Annotated in this window: 19 protein-coding genes, 7 tRNA genes and 1 pseudogene; 9 read left to right on the forward strand and 18 right to left on the reverse strand. The window is 69.6% G+C overall.

The annotated features are described in order from the left end of the window. Nucleotides 1-71: 71 nt before the first annotated feature. Complete coding sequence (locus tag AB0G04_RS26665) at nt 72-953, reverse strand: alpha/beta hydrolase (protein WP_360987849.1); 882 nt, start codon at nt 951-953, stop codon at nt 72-74. 128 nt (nt 954-1,081) lie between these two features. On the opposite strand from AB0G04_RS26665, the gene AB0G04_RS26670 reads away from it, so the two are divergent. Then, nucleotides 1,082-1,615 (forward strand): TetR/AcrR family transcriptional regulator, encoded by a 534-nt coding sequence (locus AB0G04_RS26670; protein WP_360988061.1) that lies wholly within the window; start codon nt 1,082-1,084, stop codon nt 1,613-1,615. A gap of 61 nt (nt 1,616-1,676) precedes the next feature. Here AB0G04_RS26670 and AB0G04_RS26675 read toward each other — a convergent pair whose 3' ends face one another. From AB0G04_RS26675 to AB0G04_RS26690, 4 genes are all read right to left on the reverse strand, one after another. After that, entirely contained in the window at nt 1,677-1,973 is a 297-nt protein-coding gene (locus AB0G04_RS26675) for a hypothetical protein (RefSeq protein ID WP_360987851.1), read from the reverse strand. A 196-nt stretch (nt 1,974-2,169) separates the two neighbouring features. Further along, complete coding sequence (locus AB0G04_RS26680) at nt 2,170-2,718, reverse strand: nucleotidyltransferase family protein (protein ID WP_360987853.1); 549 nt, start codon at nt 2,716-2,718, stop codon at nt 2,170-2,172. Nucleotides 2,719-2,758: 40 nt separating this feature from the next. Further along, nucleotides 2,759-2,836, reverse strand: a tRNA-Gly gene (locus AB0G04_RS26685). Nucleotides 2,837-3,080: 244 nt separating this feature from the next. Continuing rightward, the gene (locus AB0G04_RS26690; protein ID WP_360987855.1) at nt 3,081-5,216 is read right to left on the reverse strand and encodes an ATP-binding protein; all 2,136 of its coding nucleotides are present in this window, start codon (nt 5,214-5,216) and stop codon (nt 3,081-3,083) included. 741 nt (nt 5,217-5,957) lie between these two features. On the opposite strand from AB0G04_RS26690, the gene AB0G04_RS26695 reads away from it, so the two are divergent. From AB0G04_RS26695 to AB0G04_RS26705, 3 genes and pseudogenes are all read left to right on the forward strand, one after another. Then, nucleotides 5,958-6,533 carry a histidine kinase dimerization/phospho-acceptor domain-containing protein gene (locus AB0G04_RS26695; protein WP_360988063.1) on the forward strand — a complete coding sequence of 192 codons (576 nt, stop codon included), beginning with the start codon at nt 5,958-5,960 and terminating at the stop codon, nt 6,531-6,533. Then, a pseudogene (locus AB0G04_RS26700) lies at nt 6,455-6,829 on the forward strand (MFS transporter); the annotation flags it as partial. The gene AB0G04_RS26695 and the pseudogene AB0G04_RS26700, both read left to right, overlap by 79 nt. Nucleotides 6,830-7,782: 953 nt before the next feature. Further along, the gene (locus AB0G04_RS26705) at nt 7,783-9,789 is read left to right on the forward strand and encodes a PAS domain S-box protein (protein ID WP_360988065.1); all 2,007 of its coding nucleotides are present in this window, start codon (nt 7,783-7,785) and stop codon (nt 9,787-9,789) included. Nucleotides 9,790-9,914: 125 nt separating this feature from the next. Here AB0G04_RS26705 and AB0G04_RS26710 read toward each other — a convergent pair. The 6 genes from AB0G04_RS26710 to AB0G04_RS26735 all read right to left on the reverse strand — a co-directional run bounded on the left by AB0G04_RS26710 (nt 9,915) and on the right by AB0G04_RS26735 (nt 10,648). Next, nucleotides 9,915-9,995: transfer RNA gene (locus tag AB0G04_RS26710), tRNA-Tyr, on the reverse strand. 84 nt (nt 9,996-10,079) lie between these two features. Beyond that, nucleotides 10,080-10,150, reverse strand: a tRNA-Gln gene (locus tag AB0G04_RS26715). 9 nt (nt 10,151-10,159) lie between these two features. Further along, nucleotides 10,160-10,232, reverse strand: a tRNA-Gly gene (locus AB0G04_RS26720). A gap of 12 nt (nt 10,233-10,244) precedes the next feature. Next, nucleotides 10,245-10,318, reverse strand: a tRNA-Glu gene (locus AB0G04_RS26725). A gap of 24 nt (nt 10,319-10,342) precedes the next feature. After that, a tRNA-Ala gene (locus tag AB0G04_RS26730) sits at nt 10,343-10,415 on the reverse strand. 159 nt (nt 10,416-10,574) lie between these two features. After that, nucleotides 10,575-10,648: transfer RNA gene (locus AB0G04_RS26735), tRNA-Trp, on the reverse strand. 477 nt (nt 10,649-11,125) lie between these two features. Between AB0G04_RS26735 and AB0G04_RS26740 the strand changes: the two genes are divergently transcribed. The 5 genes from AB0G04_RS26740 to AB0G04_RS26760 all read left to right on the forward strand — a co-directional run bounded on the left by AB0G04_RS26740 (nt 11,126) and on the right by AB0G04_RS26760 (nt 16,273). Continuing rightward, nucleotides 11,126-12,094: a hypothetical protein gene (locus AB0G04_RS26740; protein ID WP_360987857.1), complete on the forward strand. Its 969-nt coding sequence runs from the start codon at nt 11,126-11,128 to the stop codon at nt 12,092-12,094. A gap of 71 nt (nt 12,095-12,165) precedes the next feature. After that, nucleotides 12,166-12,828, forward strand: coding sequence for an alpha/beta hydrolase family protein (locus AB0G04_RS26745; protein WP_360987859.1), 663 nt, complete (start codon nt 12,166-12,168; stop codon nt 12,826-12,828). 174 nt (nt 12,829-13,002) lie between these two features. Further along, a complete protein-coding gene (locus tag AB0G04_RS26750) occupies nt 13,003-14,628 on the forward strand; it encodes a S8 family serine peptidase (RefSeq protein WP_360987861.1) in 1,626 nt (541 codons plus the stop codon). A 134-nt stretch (nt 14,629-14,762) separates the two neighbouring features. Continuing rightward, nucleotides 14,763-15,020 carry a BatC protein gene (locus AB0G04_RS26755; protein WP_360987863.1) on the forward strand — a complete coding sequence of 86 codons (258 nt, stop codon included), beginning with the start codon at nt 14,763-14,765 and terminating at the stop codon, nt 15,018-15,020. A gap of 11 nt (nt 15,021-15,031) precedes the next feature. Beyond that, nucleotides 15,032-16,273 (forward strand): cupin domain-containing protein, encoded by a 1,242-nt coding sequence (locus AB0G04_RS26760; RefSeq protein WP_360987865.1) that lies wholly within the window; start codon nt 15,032-15,034, stop codon nt 16,271-16,273. Between the two features lie 97 nt (nt 16,274-16,370). Here the strand turns inward: AB0G04_RS26760 and rraA are convergent, their stop codons facing one another. From rraA to AB0G04_RS26795, 7 genes are all read right to left on the reverse strand, one after another. Then, on the reverse strand, nt 16,371-16,850 hold the full coding sequence (rraA, locus tag AB0G04_RS26765; RefSeq protein ID WP_360987867.1) for a ribonuclease E activity regulator RraA: 480 nt from the start codon (nt 16,848-16,850) through the stop codon (nt 16,371-16,373). Nucleotides 16,851-17,078: 228 nt separating this feature from the next. Then, on the reverse strand, nt 17,079-18,251 hold the full coding sequence (locus AB0G04_RS26770) for a spore photoproduct lyase family protein (protein WP_360987869.1): 1,173 nt from the start codon (nt 18,249-18,251) through the stop codon (nt 17,079-17,081). 80 nt (nt 18,252-18,331) lie between these two features. Then, the gene (locus AB0G04_RS26775) at nt 18,332-19,918 is read right to left on the reverse strand and encodes an acyl-CoA dehydrogenase family protein (protein WP_360987871.1); all 1,587 of its coding nucleotides are present in this window, start codon (nt 19,916-19,918) and stop codon (nt 18,332-18,334) included. Between the two features lie 199 nt (nt 19,919-20,117). After that, complete coding sequence (locus AB0G04_RS26780) at nt 20,118-20,612, reverse strand: GAF domain-containing protein (RefSeq protein ID WP_360987873.1); 495 nt, start codon at nt 20,610-20,612, stop codon at nt 20,118-20,120. Further along, a complete protein-coding gene (locus AB0G04_RS26785) occupies nt 20,605-21,252 on the reverse strand; it encodes an ATP/GTP-binding protein (protein ID WP_360987875.1) in 648 nt (215 codons plus the stop codon). Before AB0G04_RS26785 ends, AB0G04_RS26780 begins: the two co-directional genes overlap by 8 nt. Then, nucleotides 21,230-21,601, reverse strand: coding sequence for a DUF742 domain-containing protein (locus AB0G04_RS26790; RefSeq protein WP_360987877.1), 372 nt, complete (start codon nt 21,599-21,601; stop codon nt 21,230-21,232). Before AB0G04_RS26790 ends, AB0G04_RS26785 begins: the two co-directional genes overlap by 23 nt. A 2-nt stretch (nt 21,602-21,603) precedes the next feature. Continuing rightward, nucleotides 21,604-22,038 carry a roadblock/LC7 domain-containing protein gene (locus AB0G04_RS26795; RefSeq protein ID WP_360987879.1) on the reverse strand — a complete coding sequence of 145 codons (435 nt, stop codon included), beginning with the start codon at nt 22,036-22,038 and terminating at the stop codon, nt 21,604-21,606. Nucleotides 22,039-22,059: the final 21 nt, after the last annotated feature.

Genomic DNA, 22,059 nt, shown 5'->3' on the forward strand with positions numbered 1-22,059 from the left:
GGTCACCGGTGGAGAAGCGGCCCACCCGGGACGCTCCCCGGGCCGGGGCACCATCCGGAAGTCCCGGCTGGTCACTGCGGCACGGTGTCGCGGATGACGGCCGCCACGCTGTCCGGGTGCGTCATGACGACGTTGTGCCCGGCGTCGGGCAGGTCGGCCAGCCGGCGGTGCGGTGCGGCGGCCACAATGGCGGCGATCTCGTCGCGGCGTCCGGCGTAGAAGCCCTGTCCGGGCAGCAGGATCGTCATCGGGCAGGTGAGATGTTCGTACACGCCGACGCTGGGATGGATGGGTGAGTCCTGCGGCGGGGCGGCCGTGGTCGCGATCTCCTCCGTCGTCGGGCGGCGTACCCAGGTGCCGTCGCCGTCGGCTGCGAGACTTCGCAGTGTCACCGCTCGTACCAGCTCCGGGTCTGCGCCGGCGTTGAGCAGGTCGCCGGGCGCGCCGGTGACCTGCCGGTCGATCCAGGCTTCCCGCTGGGCGGCGTCGAAACGCAGGCCGTATCCGAAGGTGCGCCGCAGGTCGTCGGCGGCTTCGGAGGTCCGGAACCCGGCGAGTGCGCGATCGGCCGTTGCCCGGTCGTCGAGGACCAGACCGTCGACGACGCAGATCGCACTGGGCCGCACGAGCCCGGCGGCGGCGACCGCCGTGACGGCGTAGCCGCCCGTGGAGTGTCCGACCAGCAGCGGGTTCTCCCAGCCCAGCGCGGTGACCACGGCGGCCAGATCGCGCCAGTACTGGTCGCCGGTCACCGAACCGGCGGTGCTGTGCCCGTGACCGCGCAGGTCGACGGCGACCACGAGATGGCCGGGCAGGAGCCGGGCGACGACGGCGTTCCAGGCGGCGGCGTTGTGCCCGCTGCCGTGCACCAGCAGGGTCGGCTGTCCGCTGCCGCCGTGGTCGACGGCCGCCAGGGTGCCACCGTCGACGGGAAAGAAGAGTTCCTCGGTCAAGCTTCACCACTCCCTCGCTTTAACGCTACGGGTGTAGCATTAATCAGGTGGACCCGGAAACGCAACCCGTATCGCCGCCCCGCGGCAGCGCCCGGCCCGGCGGCCGCACCGCCCGCACCCGCGAACGGGTGCTCGCCGCGGTCACGACCCTGCTGGTGGAGGAGGGGTATGAGGCCCTGACCGTCGACGCCGTCGCCGCCCGGTCCGGAGTGCATCGCACCACCGTCTACCGGCGCTGGCGGGATGCCGGCGGCCTGCTCGCTGACACCCTCGACGCCGCCCGTGACGAACCGTGGGAGCCGCCCGACACCGGATCACTGACCGGCGACCTGATCGAGATCAACCGACAGATCGTCGCCGCCCTCACCGCCGAACCGTCGCTCGTGCGCGCACTCATCGCCGCGTCGTTCCGCTCGCCGGCCGCAGCCCATGCCCTGCGCTCCTTCTGGGAGGACCGCTACGCACGCGCCGCCGAAGTCGTGCACCGTGCTGCCGCACGCGGCGAGACCGGCGCCGGCGTCGACGCGCGGAGCGTGATCGTCACCGCCTGTGCGCCGGTGTTCCACGAACTCGTCCTCATGCGCATCCCGGCGCCCGCCGACATCGCCGAACGCTACGCCCGCATCGCCGCGGCGGCAGCCGGACAGCTCCGGGTGCAGTGACCACGATCGTTGCCGGCGGGACCTGGCGGCTTCACCACAGCAGTCGCGGAGCGTGGACGGCTCAGTTCAGCAGCAGGGGACGCACCTCGACCCAGCCGTCAGTGACGGGGATCATCCGGCCGATCCAGACAGCGTGGTCGAGGTCCGACGCTTCCACGATGAGGTATCCGGCCAGCGCCTGCGGGCCACTGATGAGGGAACCCTCGACCGCGGTGTTGTCCCGTACCGACACCGCCTGCGACGCCGGCCGCATCGCATTGCCCGCCACGATCCGGCCGCCCGTCTCTGCGATCTGCCGTGGCAGCCGCATGTGCGCCTCGATGACGGTGGGCCAGGCAGCCCGCACGGTATCGGGCACCTCGCGTTCGTAGACGAGAATGATGAACTGCGGGAGAGCCGATTGTTGCTCCGGCGAGACCACGGCACCCCCACTCGCATGTCGGCGATGGAGCCGACCATAGCAACGACGCATCCCATGGCTGGTGATCGGAGTACCGGCCGGCGGCAACCGTTTGCGCGTCGGAGCCGCGACACGCGAGGATCCCGCGCGGACGCTAGATCTCCAGCCGGAGTCCGGGCCATCGGCTGAGCCAGCCCTTGTTCTCCATCCGGCGTCGTACCACCGCCCGGCCCGCCGCATGGTCGAAGGCCGGTGAGGGCCGGACGACCATTCCCACCAGGTCGGCGAGCCCGTGGCAGGTCACCAGCTCGACGGAGTCGCCGCGGAGAGTGACCGCCACACACGTCGCCGTTTCGGGCCAGCGGGAGATCGCGTCGAGAGCGGAGGTGTACGGCTCGGTGCGGTTGCGCAGGTGCATCCGTGCCTGGTTGCGGATCTCCCAGGGCACCCCGGGCATGACCGCCGCGGCGCGGGCCTCGGCGCGGGCGTCCTCGTCGGGGTCCGGGCGGCGCGCGTCGTAGTAGGCGACGTCCACATCGCGGTGCGGCAGGACCGGCAGATCGCTGATCGTGTCCCATACCCGGTTGCGTACGAACCCGGCACCGATCCACCAGTCCGGTAACCCGAGGACAGCAGCGGCCCGCAGGATTCTCATGGCTTCCGGATCCGACTCGATCAAGGTCGCGACGTCCCGCGCGCTCATGCCCACCCCGGCACCTTAGAACAGTGGACGGCGTGCCTTGAGGCCCCGCCCGGAGTCGAACCGGAGATGGGGTCACCCGCTTGGCAGGCGGGGCGCTCCACCGGAACGCCACGAGGCCGTTGCCGGGACCCCGCCGTCCCGGAGGCAATCGCCTCGCCGCCTGGACATCTACCCGGCACCCCGGCGGTCAGTCATCTGGCGCTCAACAGCAGTTCGCCATATCGCTGCCATCAGGGTTCGCCACTGCTGGCAGCGATATGGCGAAGGGGTAGATCAATCACGCTCTTTGGAGGGTGGCGCCGGTCCGGCGAGGCCTGGCGGTGACGGGGGTCAGGGCCTTGAACCGTCGTCGTACGGCCTCGTCACTGTGGCTCGTGAGCCATGCTTCCGTGGCTGTCGCCGGCTCGCGCTGGGAGGCGGACGGTGACCCTGGTGCCCGGGTGGCGGTCGGGGGCTTTGCTGATGGTGATGGTGCCGTGGTGCAGTTCGGTGATGACGCGGCACAGTGCGAGGCCGAGTCCGGTGCCGGGGATGCCGCTGTGGCGGACCTGTTCGCTGCGGTAGAGGCGGTGGAACACCTGCTCTTGCTCGTCGGGGTCGATGCCGATGCCGGTGTCGGTGATGACGAGTTCGGCGACGTCGTGGGTGTGGGTAAGGGTGATGTCGACGTGGCCGCCGTCGGGGCTGTATTTGATGGCGTTGTCGATGAGGTTGTCGAGCAGTTGCCGTAGCCGGCGGTGCGAGCCGTGCACGACGACTTGGTCGGGGGTGTCGCAGCTCAGGATGACGTGCCCTGCCTCGGCGGCCGGGGTGAGGGCGGTGACGCTGTCGTGGACGACGGCGGCCAGGTAGACCGGCTCGATTCGTAACGGTAGGTGCCCGGCGTCGAGGGCGGCCAGGTCCAGCAGGTCGTCGACGACGGCGGCCAACTGGCTGGTCTTGCGTCCGATCACCTCGATCATGTCGCGGACTTCGCCCAGCGGGGTGCTGTCATCGGTGCTGTCGAGCAACTCGGTGTTGGCGGTGATCGACGTCAGCGGCGTACGCAGTTCATGGCCGACCAGGGCGATGTAGTCGTCCTTGGAACGGATCAGCTGGCGGGTGAGGTCGTCGGCGCGCAGCCGTTGCAGATAGACGCCGATCTGGTTGGCGACGCCGGCCAGCTGGGGGACGCAGGTGGTGTCCTTGGCCTCGGGGTGGGCGGCGAAGACAACCAGAGCGCCGAGTGCGTGCTGGGGACCACGGACCGGGACGGCCAGCGCTGCCTGCACCTTTCCAGCCGTGACGGTGTCAGCCTGGAGAGGGCCTCGATCGGTAGTCAGGTCGGGCAACCAGACAGGGTCTTGGGTGTGCCAGGCGGTGCCGGCCAAACCGTAGCCGCGGCTGATGCTCGGCGGCACGTGCACCACAGCGCCGTGTTGCGGGCTGCTCCAGGTCGCGGCCGGGTACAGCAGGTCGCTGAGTTCGTCGGCGAGCCACAGCTCGGCATGCACCCAATCCAGGGCCTTGCCCACCGAGCGCACGATCTCTGGCGCGGCCTCGGGTATGCCGCCGGCGGCATCGCAGGCGCGGTGGACGGCCAGTTCGGCGTTGCGGAACTGGTCCGCGCGGTGCCGCTCGGTGATGTCGTGCGACGCGGCGACCGCGCCGAGGATGTCGCCGTCGGGGCCGGTGATGGGCCGGGCGTGGGTGCGAAACATCGTCCGCCGCCGGTCACGGCCGATCATGAGGTGCGCGACGTCGTGGACCGGTTTGCCGGTCAAGGCCCGGACGAGTGGCATCTCGTCGGCGGTGAAGGGACGGCCGTCGGGGTGCAGGACAGTGAAGCGGCGGGCCCATTGTTGCGGCGGCAGCGTCGGGTCTGCGTCGGCGTCCAGCGTCTGACGCAGCGCCTGGTTGAACAGCACCAGTCGCCCTTGGGCGTCGCAGGCGGCCACGCCGGTGTCCAGGCTGTCCAGCAGTCCGTCGAGGAAGGCCCGCTGCTGTTCGGCGTCACGGCGGCCCTGCGCGAGGTGGCCGGCGGTCAGCAACGCGGCGACCTCACTGGCCGCGACCGCGGCCAGGTCCTCAATGAGCCGCAGTTCCCGGGTGTCCCAGTGCCGGGGCTGGTGGTCGGCGAGGCAGAACGTGCCGAGCACCTCACCCTCAGGGGCTCGCAGCGGATACCCGGCGTACGCGATGACGCCGAGGTCACCGATGGCGAGGTTGTCGCGCAGCATCGCCTCGGTGCGGGCGTCGGTGACCACCAGCGGCGCCTGAGTGTCGACCACGTACTGGCAGAACGAATGGGTCAGCGGCGTCTGCCGTGCGTTGGCCCACTGCTCGGGCAGCCCGACCATGCTGGCGAACCATTGCCGGTCGGCGTCCACCAGGCTCACCAATGCGATCGGCGCCGACAGCATCCGCGTCGCCATCTCCGTCAGCCGGTCCAACCCGGGAAACAGCCGGTCCCCGATCAGGCCGGTCGCCTGGAGCGCCGCCAACCGTCGCGGATCCATCACCCCAGTGGGAACCGGCTGGCCCCCCGCTCCCTGCACCATCACTGACGCCTCTGTTGTCCGAGCCGGATCCCGCGCCGACCGCGGACAGGTACATGATCCCACCGACCGGGCATAAGAAGCGCGGAAGACGCTCCAGGCGTCGCCCCGCAGCGCTACCGTGAGGATCTTCGAATTCTCGGCAAGTTCGGCCTTCGGGGAGCCGCCATGAGCACCGGCACCAGCACACAAGGTGGTGCACCAGCGGACACGGCTACCGAGGCAGTACGGCTGAAAGAAGTCGACACGTACGACGTCCTCAGCGGTGACCGCATCCCGGACCTCGATGCCATCGTCGAACTCGCGGCGGCGCTGTGCGAGGTGCCTACCGCCGTGATCAACGTGATCACCGCCGACCAGCAGGTCCAGATCGCCGCCGTGGGCTTCGAGGCCGCCGCATGCCGGCGCGACGACTCGATGTGCGCGGTTACGATCGTGCACCCCGAGCCCGTCGTAATCTCTGACGCCCGCGCTGATCCGCGCTTCGCCAACAACCCGTTCGTGACCGGCGTGATCGGCACCGTCCGGTTTTACGCCTCCACCCAGCTACGCAATCCTGCCTGGCATGTCCTGGGCACCCTGTGCGTCTTCGACAGCGCACCTCGTACCCTCACTGCCGCTCAGCGCACCCGCCTAGACCAGCTCGCCGCGCTCGTGATGGACGTGCTTGAGCTACGCCGCCGCGGCCAGCAACTGCGGACGATGGTGATCGAGCGCAACAGGGCCCTCGGCGAACTCACCCGCACCCGTGATGAGCTGCAACGCTCCAACAAGGCACTGCACCAGTTCGCCGGCACCGTCGCCCACGACCTCCGCAGCCCTCTGGCTGGCATCGTCGGTGAGACCGCGCTGCTGGCCGAGGAGGTCGAAGACCTCCGCCAGGAGTCCATCACCTTCGGGATTCGTCTGGTGCAACGCTGCGCCGACCGGATGCGCCACGTCATCGACGACCTGCTGGCCTACGCCAGCGTGGGCGGCCAGCCCCGCCTCGCCGACGTGAACCTGAGCCGAATCGTCGCCGACGTCGTCGAAGACCTCACCGCCACGATCAGCCACGCTCACGCCGACATACGCACCGGCACCCTGCCGACCGTCGTCGCCGACCCCACCCACCTGCGGCTGCTGGTGCAGAACCTGCTCAGCAACGCGGTGAAATTCCGCCACCCCGACCGGCCCTGCCAGGTCAGCATCGACACCACCACCCCGTTCCGGTACTCGTCTGGTGCTTCAGCGGCACCGCCTTGTTCGCCGTCATCCAAGCCTTCCACCCGCCGCTGATGCCGGTCGCCACCATCGCCTTCCTCGGCATGTCCGCGCTGCTCGGCGCGGCCAGCGGCGCCGTGTTCGCACTCGTCGGCAAGGTCGCCCCGGCCGACAAGGTCGGCACCGTCACCGGTGTGGTCGGCGCCGCCGGCGGCCTCGGCGGGTTCATCCCACCGCTGATCATGGGATGGGTGTACGGCATCGAAAACTCGTACGCGATCGGCCTGATGCTGCTGTCCGACGTCGCACTGGCCGCCGCCGTCTACACCGCCGTCAAGATGGGCACTGTCGGACGAACCAAGACCGACTGAACAGGAATTGGACCGCGTCCACATCATCGCTGCCAGCGCTGGCCGCCGAACATCTCGAGGTGGCTCGGACCTCGTCGAGCAGCCGGAGCGCCCACACCGTCGTCGGCGGGCACACTCGAACCCCGCGCCAAACCCTCCTCGCCCTACGCGGCAGTCGAACCCTCGACGAACACGAGGACCCGGCGAAGCCACCGTCCACGTCCACGTCCTGTCCGGGCAAATCCGCCTGGCCACCCAGGAAAGCTCCTGAGATGGTAACTCCGGCGACCTGCTCATCGTGCCCGACGCACGGCACACCTGACCGCGCTCACGGACGCCGTTGTCCTGCTGACCGTCGCGAAGCTCCCATAGCCGCCCGGTCAAACGAGCCCAAGCCGAAGCGACCGGGAAATGCCCGGCTGCTGAAGGGCTGGTCACCCGTCACTTGCTCAGTCCCCGGCCTGATCGTCGACGAATCGAGGAGCCCGCTGTGGCTCCAGACAGCTCCGGCATCCTCGAAGGGCTCGGCGGCGACCGAAAACCGGCCGACCTCAACTCCAGCACTCATGGGCATGCCCGAGCCGCGTAGTCGGCCATCCCGGTGCCCGCCCCGCCCCGGGCAGCCGCACTAGACCTGAGCGTCACGCTGGCCGTGCGGGTTTCGGGAATGACGGGCCCTTTAGACTAAACGCGGCAAGAAGGCCCCGACTGGCGTTCCTGATGGTCAGGGCCTTCATTTATGCCGGGGCAGCGGCCCCGGCCCCACTCCGGAAACGGACATGAACTCTCAGCTCGCATGCCCTTGACGCATGCGCCGGATGCATGGTGTCCCGTGAACCGTCTGGTCAGACTCGTCCCGTCAGCTTTGACCCGGCGCCGAAGTAGGCCAGGCGCATCCACACCTCGTCTGCCAAGCCAGCGTGATTCGACGAGTTTGCCCTCAGATCCCTCGGGATGCTTCCGAAGTGAGAAACATGCCGGATCCGGCTCAGATTTTCCTGCTGGCAAACTTGGTGATCACCGCCGCCTACGGGTCGATCACCCTGGCCATCGTGAGCGGCCTCGTCCGCGCCGGTCAGGTACGCACCAACAAGCTCGGTACGGCAACCGCCTTGATCTTCTTCAGCTGTACGTTCGGGCACGCCTTGCATGCGGTAACGGCGTATCAGACCATTCTCCAAGCTTCCGCAGTTCACCATCATCCAGCAGGCGCAGCGCTCGGATGGTCATGGACCGCCGCGCTGTGGGATGTACTCACTGCCTTCGCAGGCGTCTACTACTGGAGCCTTCGCCGTGGATACGGAGTGCTTCTGAGCCAGGCCGCCATCTACGTCGACCCCTGGGAGCAGCACCGCCTGGACGAGGCCGCCGCCCGTGAACGCGCAGCCCGGGATCTAGCCGAAGCCCAACGCGCGACGCTGGCGACCGTGGTCGAGCACAGCGATGACGCGATCGTCGGCCTCACACCGGAGGGCCTCATCACGGCCTGGAACCACGGTGCCGAGAAGATGTTCGGCTACACCGGCGCGGAGACGCTCGGTCAGCCCGCCAGCCTACTGGCTGGCCAAGAAGGTGCGGAGCAACAAGAAGATGTGTTGTCCCGTGTTCGGCACGGCGAGAGCATGTCGTATGAAGCTCGACGGCTGCGCAAGGACGGCAGCCCTGTCGACCTGGCGTTGACACTCACGCCGATCATGGACGGCACAGGCACCGTCATCGGGATCTCCGCGATCGCCCGCGACATCACCACAGCCAAGGAAGCCGCCGAACGCCAGCGAGCGATCGAACAGCGCACCAATCAGGCGCAGCGCATGGAAAGTCTCGGCAAGCTGGCCGGCGGCGTCGCCCACGACTTCAACAACGTCCTGGCCATCATCGCCAACTACACCGACTTCGCCATTGAAGAAACCGCAGACAAGCCACAGGTACAAGCCGACCTGACACAGGCGCGCACCGCCGTGGAACGAGCCAGCAACCTCACCCGGCAGCTACTGACCTTCACCCGCGGGGACGCCATACAGCCGCAGGACATCGATCTGAACAGCTCCCTCACCGAGATTCACGCGATGCTGCAACGCACCATCGGCGAGCACATCACTCTGGTCGCTCGACCTGCGCCGGAGCCGCTGACCGTGCATGCCGACCCGGGACAACTCCATCAGGTGCTACTCAATCTGGCGATCAATGCCCGCGACGCCATGCCCGACGGGGGCACCCTGGTATTGGAGGCCAACACCGCCACGCTCGACGGGAACGAGGTCAACATGCAGCCACCGCTGCCCGCCGGCACCTACGCCCGGCTGCTGGTCAGCGACACCGGTCATGGCATGTCTGCTGAAACCGCCGCACACATCTTCGAGCCGTTCTACACCACCAAGCCTCAAGGCAAAGGAACCGGCCTGGGCCTGGCCACCGTGTACGGCATCGTGACCGAAGCCGGAGGCAGCATCAACGTCTACTCCGAGACCGGCATCGGCACCACCTTCCGGATCTACCTACCCTTGGTCACGGCCGCCACCGGCACGGCCGCCGTCATCGGCCGGAAGGCACCGGCACCCGGCGACAGCCAAACGGTGCTGGTCGTCGAGGATGAACCCGCCCTCGCCCGCGTCGTCACTCGCATCCTCACCAACGGCGGATACCATCCGGTCACCGCCGCCAACGGCCACGAAGCGCTCAGCCTTTATGACGAGCACGGCTGCGACATCCTCCTCACCGACGTCATCATGCCCGAGATGTCCGGCCCCCAACTTGCCGATCTTCTCCATCACCGTGACCCGCTGTTGCCCGTTCTCTACATGTCCGGCTACAGCAACGGACTTCTCGGCACAACGCACGTCATCGACGACGACATCGCATTCATCGAGAAGCCCTTCACCGCAGCAGAGCTGCTCCACAAACTGGCATCAGTACGGCGAACTAACGATGCCCCGGACGAGGTGAACGACGGCCATCGCCGCCAACGCACCACCACGCGATGATCAAGCCGGGTGGGCCGATGGGAGTGGCGATGGGAGACCTCCGAAAGCACTACATCAAGGAGCACGCTGCGCCCCGGCCGGCTCCCGCATCCTCGAACGGCTCGGCGGGGACCGCAAACCGACCGTGCGGGCGGAGGGATTCGAACCCCCTGAGCGATGCACCTGGTTTACAGCCAGGCCCGACTCTCCAACGTCGGCGCGCCCGCATGAAAGGGTGACCGGCCGGACTCGAACGCCCTCCTGCCGCTTACGAGACGGCTGCACCACCTGTCGTGCTGCGCTGGCATGTGCTGGGGGTGCAGGATTCGAACCCGCGTAACCGAGGCCAAAGCTCGGTGGCCTGCCGCTGGCCGAACCCCCATCAGCGCCGAGCGGCCCGCGGGCATCGAACCCGCTTCTCCGGTGTGGAAGACCGGCGTGTCCGCCGAGTTCACCAGGACCGCATGATGACGCCGTCGCCCGTCCGGGGGTTGAACCCGGTCTTCCGGATCGAGAGTCCGGTGGTCTGCCTACCTCAGCCTCACGGGCGTGTCGTCAGGCACTGCCTGACACGTGGACCTGGACGGACTCGAACCGTCGACCTCCGGTATGCCGCACCGGCGCGCTACCTGCTGCGCCACAAGCCCATCTGTCCGGACCCCGAGGCCTCCTCCTCGGCGGAGCAGGCGGGTCGCCGCCTCCCCGGTCCGGTTCAATACCGGCAGCCCCGGAAATGGGCTGCCGAATTCATGCCATCCACTGTTCAATTGAGAGATAACAATTCCACTGAACGCATTCAGGGCACGCACGGGCGGCAGGATTCGAACCTGCAACCTTCGGTTTTGGAGACCGGTGCTCTATACCGTTGAGCTACACCCGTAAGAATTGGCCGGGTACGAAAAAGCCGCCCGTTCCCCGGCTGACGGAGTGGGCGGCGAAGCGCATGTCTTGCTGCGCTAGCCGCTCCACCGCTCCAGGTCACGATACGTCTCATAAACCCGGGAATGCAGTGTCACCGTCACGACGTGCGTGGCACATCCACACCATGTCGCCCACGATTGGGCGATGACGCGGCCCGAGTTCCACGACATGACGGTTCAACTCCCTTCGAGGTTCCTGTTGCGGCTTACCTGAATCATCTTTGCCGAATCCTGCTGTTTCGTCAACGCATTCAGTGAGGCGATTTCCAGGCCGGTTTACCGGCGTTGAGATCACTCTGCCGCAGAGTCGCACAATGCGCGACCCATTTACCCGCGCCTTACGTACGGTTGCCTGCCGCGGCAGCTGAGCGCCCGCTGAGTGCCCCTCAGCCCGATCCAAGGCGGGGTACGAAGACTGCGACCATGGTGATCGAGTCATGAAGGTCGATGGACGGCTGCGGTTCGCCGCGGCGGCGTGGCAGCTGGCCTACCTCGCGGTCCACACGTGGTGGGCGCTCGGCGGCGCGCCCCGTTTCCTCAACGGCCGGGAGTCCTACTTCGCGGGCGGCTGGGTTCCCGTGATCCTCGGCGTCCTCGCGGCGGCCGGGTGTCTCCTCGGCGCGGCCGCCGCGGGCCGCGAGGTGGGCGACATCGGCCACTGGCTGCTCGCCGGGTTCAACGCCGGTGCGGGTGCCGCTCTGTGCGTGTACTCGTTCCTGTTCCCGGTGATCGTGGTGTCCCTGCTGTTCGAGGGTCCGCAGCCCGGCAGCGTGACAAGTCTGCTGGCGACCGGCGCCGGGGCCGTCGGCGGGGTCCTCTGCCTGGTCATCGCCGCGGATGAGCGACGGCTCGCCGTGCACACCTGCGCATCCTGCGGGCGGGTCCACGGCAGATCACCGGAGAGCCGGGCCGAGCCGGCGCCGGGGTGGGCCTTCGGCGGCGCCTATCTGGCCGTCACCGGGTACGCGGCCCGGATGAGTGTCTGGCTCAGCGACACGATCGCCGGGCGATGGCCGTCCGCCGAGGCTCTGGCGAGCGGCCTCTCATGGACCGCGATGGTGGTGTTCCTGGTGCTGATGAGCCTGGCCGGCACACTGCTGCCGCTGGCGCTGGTGCACCGCTGGGGCCGGATCTGGCCGTCCTGGTCGGGACCGCTGCGTGGCCGCGCGGTGCCGCGGTGGCTGGTGCTCGGCCCCGGGCTGTTCGTCGGGGCGAGCCTGACCGCGTACTTCGGCATCGCCGGGATGACCGCCTGGATCCGCGGCGAGTTCGGCGGCCCTTTCCTTCCGCTGCTGCTGGAGATGGGCGGATACACGCTGTGGGGCGTCGGGCTGCTGGTGGCGGCCGTGTCCTACCTCGCGTCCACCCGGCCGCCGTGCCGGCGGACGGTCACCAGCAGAGGCTGACACCGGGCACGAGGGACCGATCCGCCGCCCCGCTCGTTTCCGTCGTACGCGGTCCGGGAACCGGCCTGGCCATGACTGATTTCGTCCTGGTCCCGGGCGCCTGGCACGGCGGATGGTGGTACGACCCGGTCGTCGAGGCCCTGTCCGCCGAAGGGCATCTGGGCCGTGCCGTGACCCTCGCCGGTCTCGGGGAGACCCCGGAACACCGTCCCGTCACTCTCGGCACGCACATCGACCAGGTGGCCGCGCTGGTGACCGAGCCGGTGGTGCTGGTCGGCCACAGCTACGGCGGCATGGTCGTCACCGCGGTGGCGGATCGCCTGCCCCATCTCGTGCAGGCCCTGGTGATGCTCGACGCCGACGTTCCCGGCGACGGCGACTCGAGCTGGTCGCTTGCTCCCCCGTCGATCCGCGACCCGCTGATCGAGGGTGCCGGCGCCGACGGCCTGACGGTCGAGCCGCTGCCCTTCTTCGACAGCCGGGCCCGCTCGCATCCGCTGGCCACTCTGATTCAGCGGGTACGTCTGACCGGCGCCTGGCGGCAGGTGCCGGAGAAGGTCTTCGTGGCCGCGATGGACACCCCCGGCGGCCTGCAGGCGCCGGCGTCGATGGCGAAGGTGCGGGACGACCCGGCGTGGCGCTACGAGGAGTGGCCGGTCAGCCACAACGTCCTCCGTGACGGGCCGGACCGGGTGGCCGGCCTGCTGCTGTCGCTCTCGGCGGCCGGCGTCTGACGGTCCCCGATCAACCGCGGCCCGGGAGCCGGTACGCCGCTCCCGGCCGGGAAGAATCTCCGGAAGTTCTTAGGTCACCCGCTCGCCCGCCGACGACCAGGCCACGCCCGGACAGGCCGGCTTACCCGGGCCGCACGACACCACCGCCCGGTGGTGGCGACTGAAGGAGAGCGGATGAGCACGAGAGCCACACGACGCACGGTCCTCGCCAGGAGGTTGCCCGCGGCAGCGTTGTCGGCGGCGCTGGTCGCGTCGACGGGTGCGGTCGCCGGGACGGTGTTCGCCGCTCCCGCACAGGCCGCGACGACGGTGACGTCCCCGTCCGCCACGAGGGTGACCGGGCAGTGGCTCGTCGACCAGGCTCTGACCACGCTGCGGGACGTCAACACCACCATCGGGGCACCGGCGGTGTGGGCGCGCAAGGACGCGTCGGGACGGCCGCTGACCGGCCAGGGTGTCGGCGTGGCACTGATCGACTCCGGTGTCGCCCCGGTCAAGGGCCTGGGGCAGCCCGGCAAGGTGGTCAACGGACCGGATCTTTCCTTCGAGTCCCAGGCACTGAACCTGCGCAATCAGGACACCTTCGGGCACGGTACGCACATGGCCGGCATCATCGCCGGACGTGACCCGGAGGTCGCGACCGGCAACGAGAACGACCCCAGATACTTCGTCGGCGTGGCTCCCGGCGCCCACCTGGTCAACCTCCGGGTGGCCTCGGCGGACGGCGCGGTTGACGTGTCCCAGGTCATCGCCGCGATCGACTGGGCCGTCGCCCACCGCAACGACCCCGGCGTCAACATCCGGGTGATCAACCTGTCGTTCGGCACCGACTCGCTCCAGGACCCCCGGTACGACCCGCTGTCGTACGCGGTGGAGGCCGCCTGGCGGGCCGGCATCGTGGTGGTCGCGTCGGTCGGCAACGACGGCGCTGCCGCGACACGGGTCGGCAACCCCGCGCTCAACCCGTACGTCATCGCCGTCGGTGGTTCCGACACCGCGGGAACTGTCGCCCGCACCGACGACACCATCGGCGCGTTCAGCACCAAGGGCAACGCCACCCGCCACGCCGACCTGGTCGCGCCGGGCCGTTCGATCGTCTCGCTGCGCGACCGGGGTTCCTTCGTCGACGTCAACTTCCCCGGCGGGCTGGTCGCCGACGCCACCGGCCGCTACTTCAAGGGCAGCGGTACGTCCCAGGCGGCGGCCGTGGTGTCGGGCGCTGCCGCGCTGCTGCTGCAGCAACGCCCGACGCTGACGCCGGACCAGGTCAAGAAGCTGCTCACGGGCACGGCCGTACCGATGAAGGGTGTCGACGCCATCGCGCAGGGCGCCGGCCAGCTCAACGTCAGCGCGGCGATCACCGCGGCGACTCCGGCCACCGCCGCCCAGACCTTCCCCAAGGCGCTGGGCACCGGAACCCTCGAGGGCGCCCGTGGTACCGCGCACGTCGCCGACCCCGACTCGGGCGTCGAACTGACCGGTGAGCGCGACATCATGAATCAGCCGTGGAAACCCGCGACCTGGACGGTGGCCTCCGCGAGCGGCCGGGCCTGGACCGGCGGAACCTGGAACGGCGCCGTCTGGGCCGGAGCCGACTGGAGCGGTACCTCCTGGGCGGCCAAAACCTGGAGCAGCACCACCTGGACCGCGCGAAGCTGGTCCGGCAGCGCCTGGACCGCCCGTTCCTGGAGCTCCGCCGGATGGGTCGGCGACGGCTGGGACGCCCGTTCCTGGTCGGCGCGGTCCTGGTCGGCGCGCAGCTGGAGCGGCAGCTACTGGGCGTCCCGGACCTGGCAGTGACACGACGGCGAACCCCGCGGCGAACCGCTAGGTGATCTTTACGCCGGAGACGGCATGAACTCGCCGCGGCCGGGTACGACCGAGGCCTACGGCTTCCGAACCACGGAAGTACCCGGCGCGGTGGGGGAATCCACATGGCACTCAGCAACGACGACATCAACTCCGAGCCGGCGAACGTCACGGACGAGGGTCCGGCCGACGGCGGCGCCGACCCGGCCGGTCAGGACGGCGGCGCCGACGGCGGCGCGTCCGGTGAGGGCCCGGCCGACGGCGGCGCGGACACGGCCACGGTGGACGGCGGCGCCGACGGCGGCGCGTCCGGTGAGGGTCCGGCCGACGGCGGTGCCGACCCGGCCGGCGCCGACGGTGGTGCCGACGGCGGCGCCAACTGAGGAACGAACGGATGACCACGACCCGGATGCGGCCGGCCACTGCTCTGTCCCGGGCCGTCGCGACCGCCCCGGACGAGTTCGCCGTCAGCCATTGGGGTCGGGAACCGTTGTTGTCCCGGGCCGCCGATCTCGGCGGCCCGGGAGGCTTCACCGATCTGCTCTCCTCGGCCGCGGTCGACGAGCTGATCAGCCGGCGCGGGCTGCGGACCCCGTTCCTGCGGGTGGCCCAGCAGGGAGCGGTGCTTCCGCAGAGCCGCTACACCGGGGGCGGCGGTGTCGGCGCGGAGATCACCGATCAGGTGCTCGACGAGCAGGTCATGCGGCTCTACGCCGACGGCGCCACCCTGGTGCTGCAGGGCCTGCATCGGCTCTGGCCACCGCTCATCGAGTTCGCCGGCCGCCTCGGGGCCGAGCTCAACCGGCCGCTGCAGGTGAACGCATACCTGACCCCGCCGTCAAGTCAGGGCTTCAACACCCATTACGACACCCACGACGTGTTCGTCCTGCAGGTCGAGGGCACCAAGCGCTGGTGCGTGCACCCTCCGGTGCTGCCCGACCCGCTGGAGAAGCAGGCGTGGGGCGGCCGGGCCGACGAGGTGGCCGCCACCGCACAGGGCGAACCCGCCTTCGACGTGGTCCTGGAACCCGGCGACGCGCTGTACCTGCCGCGCGGCTGGCTGCACTCGGCACGGGCGCAGGGCGACCGGTCCCTGCACCTGACCGTAGGTATCCGGGGCCTGACCCGGTACGCCCTCGTCGAGGAGCTGCTCACCATGGCGATGGCCGACCCACGGCTGCGGGCCACCCTGCCGTACGGCTTCGACCCCGGCGACCCGGACGCGGTCGGCGCCGAGCTCACCGAGACGGTCGACGCACTGCGTTCCTGGCTGACCACGGTGCAGCCGGACCAGGTCGCCGACCGGCTGCGGAACCGGTCCTGGCCGGCCGCGCGTCCCGCGCCGCTCAGCCCGCTCGCGCAGCTGACCTTCGCCGACGCGCTCACCGCATCCGACTCGGTCGCCGTACGGCCCGGCCTGCGGTGGCTCCTCACCGCACCCGAGGGTGAGCAGGTGACACTCCGGCTCACCGGCCGGACGCTGAGCTTCCCCGCCTACTGTGAGCCGGCTCTGCGGCTGGCCCTCGACGGCGTACCGCACCGGGTCGGGGACCTGCCGCTCGCCGACGACGCGGACCGGCTGGTGCTGGCACGCCGATTGCTGACCGAGGGCGTTCTGGTCCCCGCCGGGCAATGACCTCGACCCGCCGGCGTGGTGCCGCCATCCGCCACCACGGGCCGGCCGCCGGTGTGACCGGCGGCTGAGGCACCGCAGCCGCCGGCCGGCCGATCGATCAGCCTCGGTCGTCGGCGGGCAGGACCACGATGCCGTCGTCGTCGCTGACCACCTGCGCGCCCGGAGTGAACCGGCAACCGCCGAACTCGACGACCACGTCGCGTTCGCCCGCGCCGGTCTTGGTGCTCTTGCGCGGGTTCGAGCCGAGCGCCTTGATACCGACCGGCAGGTCGCGCAGGGCGGCCACGTCACGTACCGCGCCGTTGATGATCACACCGGCCCAGCCGTTGCCGGCGGCCAAGCCGCCGATGACGTCGCCCAGCAGTGCGCAGTGCACCGAGCCGCCGCCGTCGACGACCAGCACCCGGCCGTCCCCGGATTCGCCGAGAACCGACTTGAGCAGCGCGTTGTCCTCGAAGCAGGAGACCGTGACGGCGGCGCCGGTGAAGGTGGCGACCCCGCCGTACTGGCGTAGCTGGGTGTCGCAGGACTGGAGACGCTCGCCGTACTCGTCGTACAGGTCCGCGGTGCTGTTCATCGTTGTTCCTCTCGGTGCGGTGCAGGGCCGCCGCCGGCGAACGGCGGCCGCGCCTTCGCCGTCGGCGGGAGGCCTACATCATCACCGGCCTCCGGCAACCCTCGCCAGGCACCACCGAGCCGCCGGAGCCGGCCGGCAGGGTGTACGGGTATCCGGTTGAGATCGGCTGGGGAAGCCGGCCCGGCCAATTTCACCGTCAACGCCGGCGGACCTCCGCACCGCACCGCGTCACGTCCAGTAGAGGATGCGGCAGGCCGGAAGCTGCCGGGCTATCTCGGTTTCGAAGAAGGAGCGCAGGTCGGCCATCACCGCGGCCGGGTAGACGTACTTCACCGCCCCGAATTTGCCGTGTTTGCGGGACCGGATCTCCTCGTCCATCTCCAGGCGGGTACGCGGGTACCAGCCGAGCAGGACCTCCTTGCTGCCCGGCGTGAACCGGTGGGTGATCAGTTCGGCGGTCAGGTCGAGAGCGGGCACGCCGTCGACGGCCGCGGCCACGGCCGAGATCAGCTCGCCGTAGGCCGCGCGCCAGTCGTCGACCGGCATGATCGGGGCGATCGTCAGGCCGACCGGGTATCCGTCGAGCGCGAGCCGCCGCAGAGCGGCCAGCCGGTCGTGCAGGCGGCTCGTGCCTCCTTCGAAGCGGGTGGTCACCGGCAGGCAGTTGACGCTGAACCGGACTCGCGTACGGCCGTGGTGGGCGAGCCCGACGAAGGTGCCCACGTCGTCGAACTTGGTCGTCCAGCGCAGCTGAACCGGCGCGTCCCACGCCCCGAAGTGTTCGACCGCCCGCCGCCAGCTGCCGGTCAGGTGCTCGAGCGCCAGCGGGTCCGTGTAGCAGGAGGCCTCGAAGGTCGTGCCCTCGTGCTGCCTCGCCGCCCGGCGGCTGGTGATGGTGCCGCGCCCGGCGTACTCGGCCAGCCCGTCGAGGATCTCGTCGAGGTCGGCGTAGACGCGGGTCACCGGCGGACCGGACAACGAGCCGGCCAGGTAGCAGTACTGGCAGTGTGCCGGGCACCCCTCGGCGAGGTCGAACCGCCAGTCCGCGCTCGGTGCGATCGGCTGCAGCCGCCGGCGGGAGGGCGGACTCACCACGATCGCCATGGTGCTCTTCGCCCGGGCGTACGTCTCCCGGTCGTTCTCGCCCCGGATGCCGGTCAGCCGTGCGCTGCGCAGGCGCTCCACCTCGATGCCGTGCTCCTCGACCAGCGCCATGATCCGGCGGCCGTGCGGATGGTCGTACGCCGGTGGGGTGGCCACGACCCGGCGCGGCACCCAGCGCCGGGCCGGGTGGGCCGGGGGTGCCACCTCACCCAGGTCGTACGTGACGACGTGTTCGCCGCTGGCACTGTGCGGCGCGGCCGGAGCGTCGGGGGCGAGCGGCACGTCGAGGTCGGTCATGTCCGGAGGGTTACCCCTGGTGAGGCGGGTGTACCGCCGGGCAGCCCGCGACATCGGCCGTCGGGCTCAGCCTGGTGCCGTCACCTGAGCAGGGGATCGGTGCGCCAGTCCTCGGCGGGCCAGCGCCGCTGGTCGACATCGCCGATGATCCGGGCATAGCCGGCGACGTGATCCGCGAACTCCGCAACGGTGGGCAGGTCGCGGTGCGGGCCGCGCAACGCGTTGCGGAGCCGTTGCCGTAGCTGGTCCTCGGTCCAGGACGCGGTGTAGGCGTGCATGGCCGAGCGGTGTGCGGCCTCGCTGGTGACCATCGCCAGGAGTGCCCAGCACGCGAGCTCGCCCACGACGGCCGCATGGATGTGCTGGGCGGCGGCGTCGCCGGGACGGTTGGCGCTGATCTGCTCGACGTGGTCGACCAGTCCGAGTACCGGCTCGGCGGGGCCGACCCGGTCGACCAGTTTCGTGAACTCACCCGGATTCCGGACGAGGGTGGTGCCCAGGTACACCGAGATCGCCTCGGTGGAGCCTTCGAAGATTCTGAACAGCCGGTAGTCGCGGAAGTGCTGACCGACGGCGTTGGTGTCGAGGAAACCACGGGCGGCCAGGACCTGAAGAGCCGTGTCGATGGCTTTCCAGCCCAGTTCGCACCCGAGGATCTTCGCGCAGAAGTACCAGGCGTCGGGCACCTCCTCGCCGTCGTCCCGCCACGCCGCGATGCGGGAGAGCATCGTGTCCACCGCCAGGATCCCGGCCCCCGCCTCGGCGAGCACCTCCCGGATCCGGCCGTTCTCGGCAAGTGTTCCGGTGGCGACCTCGCGCCCCCGGGCGAACCTCTGTGCCAGCTCGAGCGACCGCATGGCCGCTCCCACCGTGGTGGCGGCGAGCACCACGCGACCACCCATGAATGCGGCCTTGGCCGTGGCGAGGCCCTCCCCCTCGGCGCCGAGCAGAGCCGACCCGGGCACCCGCATGTCATGGAAGGTGAGGTCGTACTGCGGGACCGCGCGCAGGCCCAGCGTCAGCATCTCCGGGCCGATCCCGAACCCCGGGGTGCGGTTGTCCACGAGAAATCCGGTGACCCCCAGATTCCGGCCGTTGCGGTCACGGAGCCGGGCGAACACGTTCACGTACCGGGCGTCGCCGGCCAGCGAGATCCATTTCTTGGCGCCGTTGATCGTGTAGGAGCCGTCCGCCTCCACGGTCGCGCTGGTGGCCATCCCGCGAATGTGGGAACCGATGCCCGGTTCACTGATCGCGCTGGTGGTCAGTGCCCGGCCGGCGGCCAGGCGCGGCAACACCTCGCGTTTGACCTCCTCGGTCGCCGACCGCACGATCGGCGGTACTCCCAGGGTGTTGTGCACCACGCAGAAGATGGCGAGGTTGGCGTCGATCGCCCCGAGCTGCGTGTACACCTGTTTGGCGTCGGTGTGCGACAGCGCCTGGCCGCCGTACCTGCGGGGCACCTGCAGTCCGAGCAGTCCCGCCTCGGCGAAGTCCGAGACCATCGCGGGAGGTACGGAGCGGCGTTCGTCCACCAACCGCGAATTGAGGAAGTTCTGGGCGTACTCCCGCAGGAAGGTCAGCATCCGCGCCGTCGATGACGCCCCCGGCAGGTCCTGTGCCGCGGCGGCGAGAACATCGCCCTGACTGAGGGATTCGGTGTCCATGGCTAGCTCCCTGTGCAGCCCGTACGCACGGCAGGCATGCCGTCGCGCGAGGCTCCCTCGGCAGACTCACCGCCCGGGTGGTGCCGGGACGCGGGCGGTGATTTCATCCATCGGTGTCAGTTCGTCAGGATCCGACCGAACCCTACAGGGGAAGCCATGGTTCCTCAACGGGGTCACCCGCGCACCGCGAGTGATGACGTCAGCCTCCCTCGCGGGCGTTGATCTGCGCGACCAGCTCCGCGGCCAGCTTCTTGATGGTCTCCAATCCCGGCCGTCCCCAGGGGCGCGGCTCGATGTCGACCACGCAGACCGTACCGAGCGCGACGCCGGTCCGGTCGATCAGTGGAGCACCGAGGTAGGATCGGATGCCGATCTCGTCCACCACCGGATTGCCGGCGAACCGGGGATAGTCGCAGACGTCGTCGAGGACCAGGGCCTTGCGCCGCACGACGACGTGCGGGCAGTAACCGTGTTCGCGGGAGAACGTACGACCGGCCATGCCGAGCCGGATCGCCCCCGGAACGGTGGCGCCGGTGAACAGCCCGCTGAGGTACTGGCGATCCTCGTGGATGAAGTTGACCATCGCCAGCGGCGCCTTCGTGATCTCCCCGATACGGCGCGCGAACTCGTCGAGTCGCGGATCCGGGCCGTCACCCAGGCCGAGTTCACGCAACCGGCGCAGGCGGTCAGGCACCTCCGTGTCGACCGGGGTGAGTCGATGGTGTCCGGACAGGTCGTAGATCATTCCGGGGCTCCGTTCCGGTCGTCATGGTGCTCGAGAGGAGGTGTCGCATCAGGTTGATGAGCACGCCGGTGGCGGATCGCTGATCACGCGCGTCGCAGAGGACTATCGGGATGTCCGGCTTCAGGTCGAGAGCGTCGCGCAGGTCGTCCACCTGGTAACGGCAGGTGCTGTCGAACTCGTTGACCGCGATCAGGAAGCCGATGCCCCGCGACTCGAAGAAGTCGACGGCGGGGAAGCAGTCCTCCAGGCGGCGGGTGTCGGCCAGCACCACGGCGCCCATCGCGCCGTTGGACAACTCGTCCCACATGAACCAGAAGCGCTCCTGTCCCGGCGTTCCGAACAGGTAGAGCACGTGTTTGCCACTGATCGTGATCCGGCCGAAGTCCATCGCGACCGTGGTCGTCGACTTGCGTTCGACGCCGGTCAGCCGGTCCGTGCCGACGCTTGCCGTGGTGAGCAGTTCCTCGGTGTGCAGCGGCTCGATCTCGCTCACCGCACCTACGAATGTCGTCTTCCCGACGCCGAAACCCCCCGCGATCAGGAGTTTGAGCGCGGATGGGAACCCGTCAGAGCCGTCGTTGAAGTGCATTGAGGATGGTCTCCAGTACCGCCGGGTTCGAGGAATCCGCCATCGGGTTGGGTGAGCGGGTGTCCACCACGCCCCAGTCCACGAGGTCGGAGAGCAGGATCTTGGTGACCACCGCGGGAAGCCTCAGTCTCGCTGCGACCTCGGCGACCGTGGTGACGGTGCCGCAGAGCCCGAGCGCCTGGGCATGCTCCGGTCCGAGCTGGCCGGGCGGGCGGCGGCCGGTGGCGATCACCATCGACAGCAGCTCCATCCGGAGAGTCGGTTCGGTCCGGCCGTTGCTCACCGTGTACGGCCGGATGAGCCGGCCCGCGGCGTCGTCGAACCAGTGGTCGTTGTCGGTACCGAGCACGTTCACCTTCCGTGCACGCTCAGGAACTCAGTCTCGTGCCGGGCCGGCGTCGACAGGTACGGCCGCACGCTCTTGACCATCTGTGCCATCTCGTAGCCGAGCACCCCGGGGTCGGCGGTCTTCCCGGCGATGACGGCGAGCACCGCCCCGGAACCGGCCGCCGAGACGAACAGCAGGGCCTCGTCGAGCTCGGCCACCACCTGCCGTACCCCGTCGCTGGCGCCGAACCTGGTGCCGGCGCTCCGGGCCAGCGAGAACAGGCCGGACGCGACCGCGGCCAGATGATCGGCGCCGTCGTCGTCGAGGCCATGGGCGGCCTTGCGCAGTCCGTCGGACGACAGCAACAGCGCACTGGTGGTGCCTGGGACGCGATCGATCAGGCCGGACAACAACCAGACGAGATCCTGAGACGTACGGGCGAGTTCGTTGCGTGACATGTGAGCCGGGCCTTCCTGGGG

Source organism: Actinoplanes sp. NPDC023801, from assembly GCF_040639655.1.
GTDB lineage: Bacteria > Actinomycetota > Actinomycetes > Mycobacteriales > Micromonosporaceae > Actinoplanes.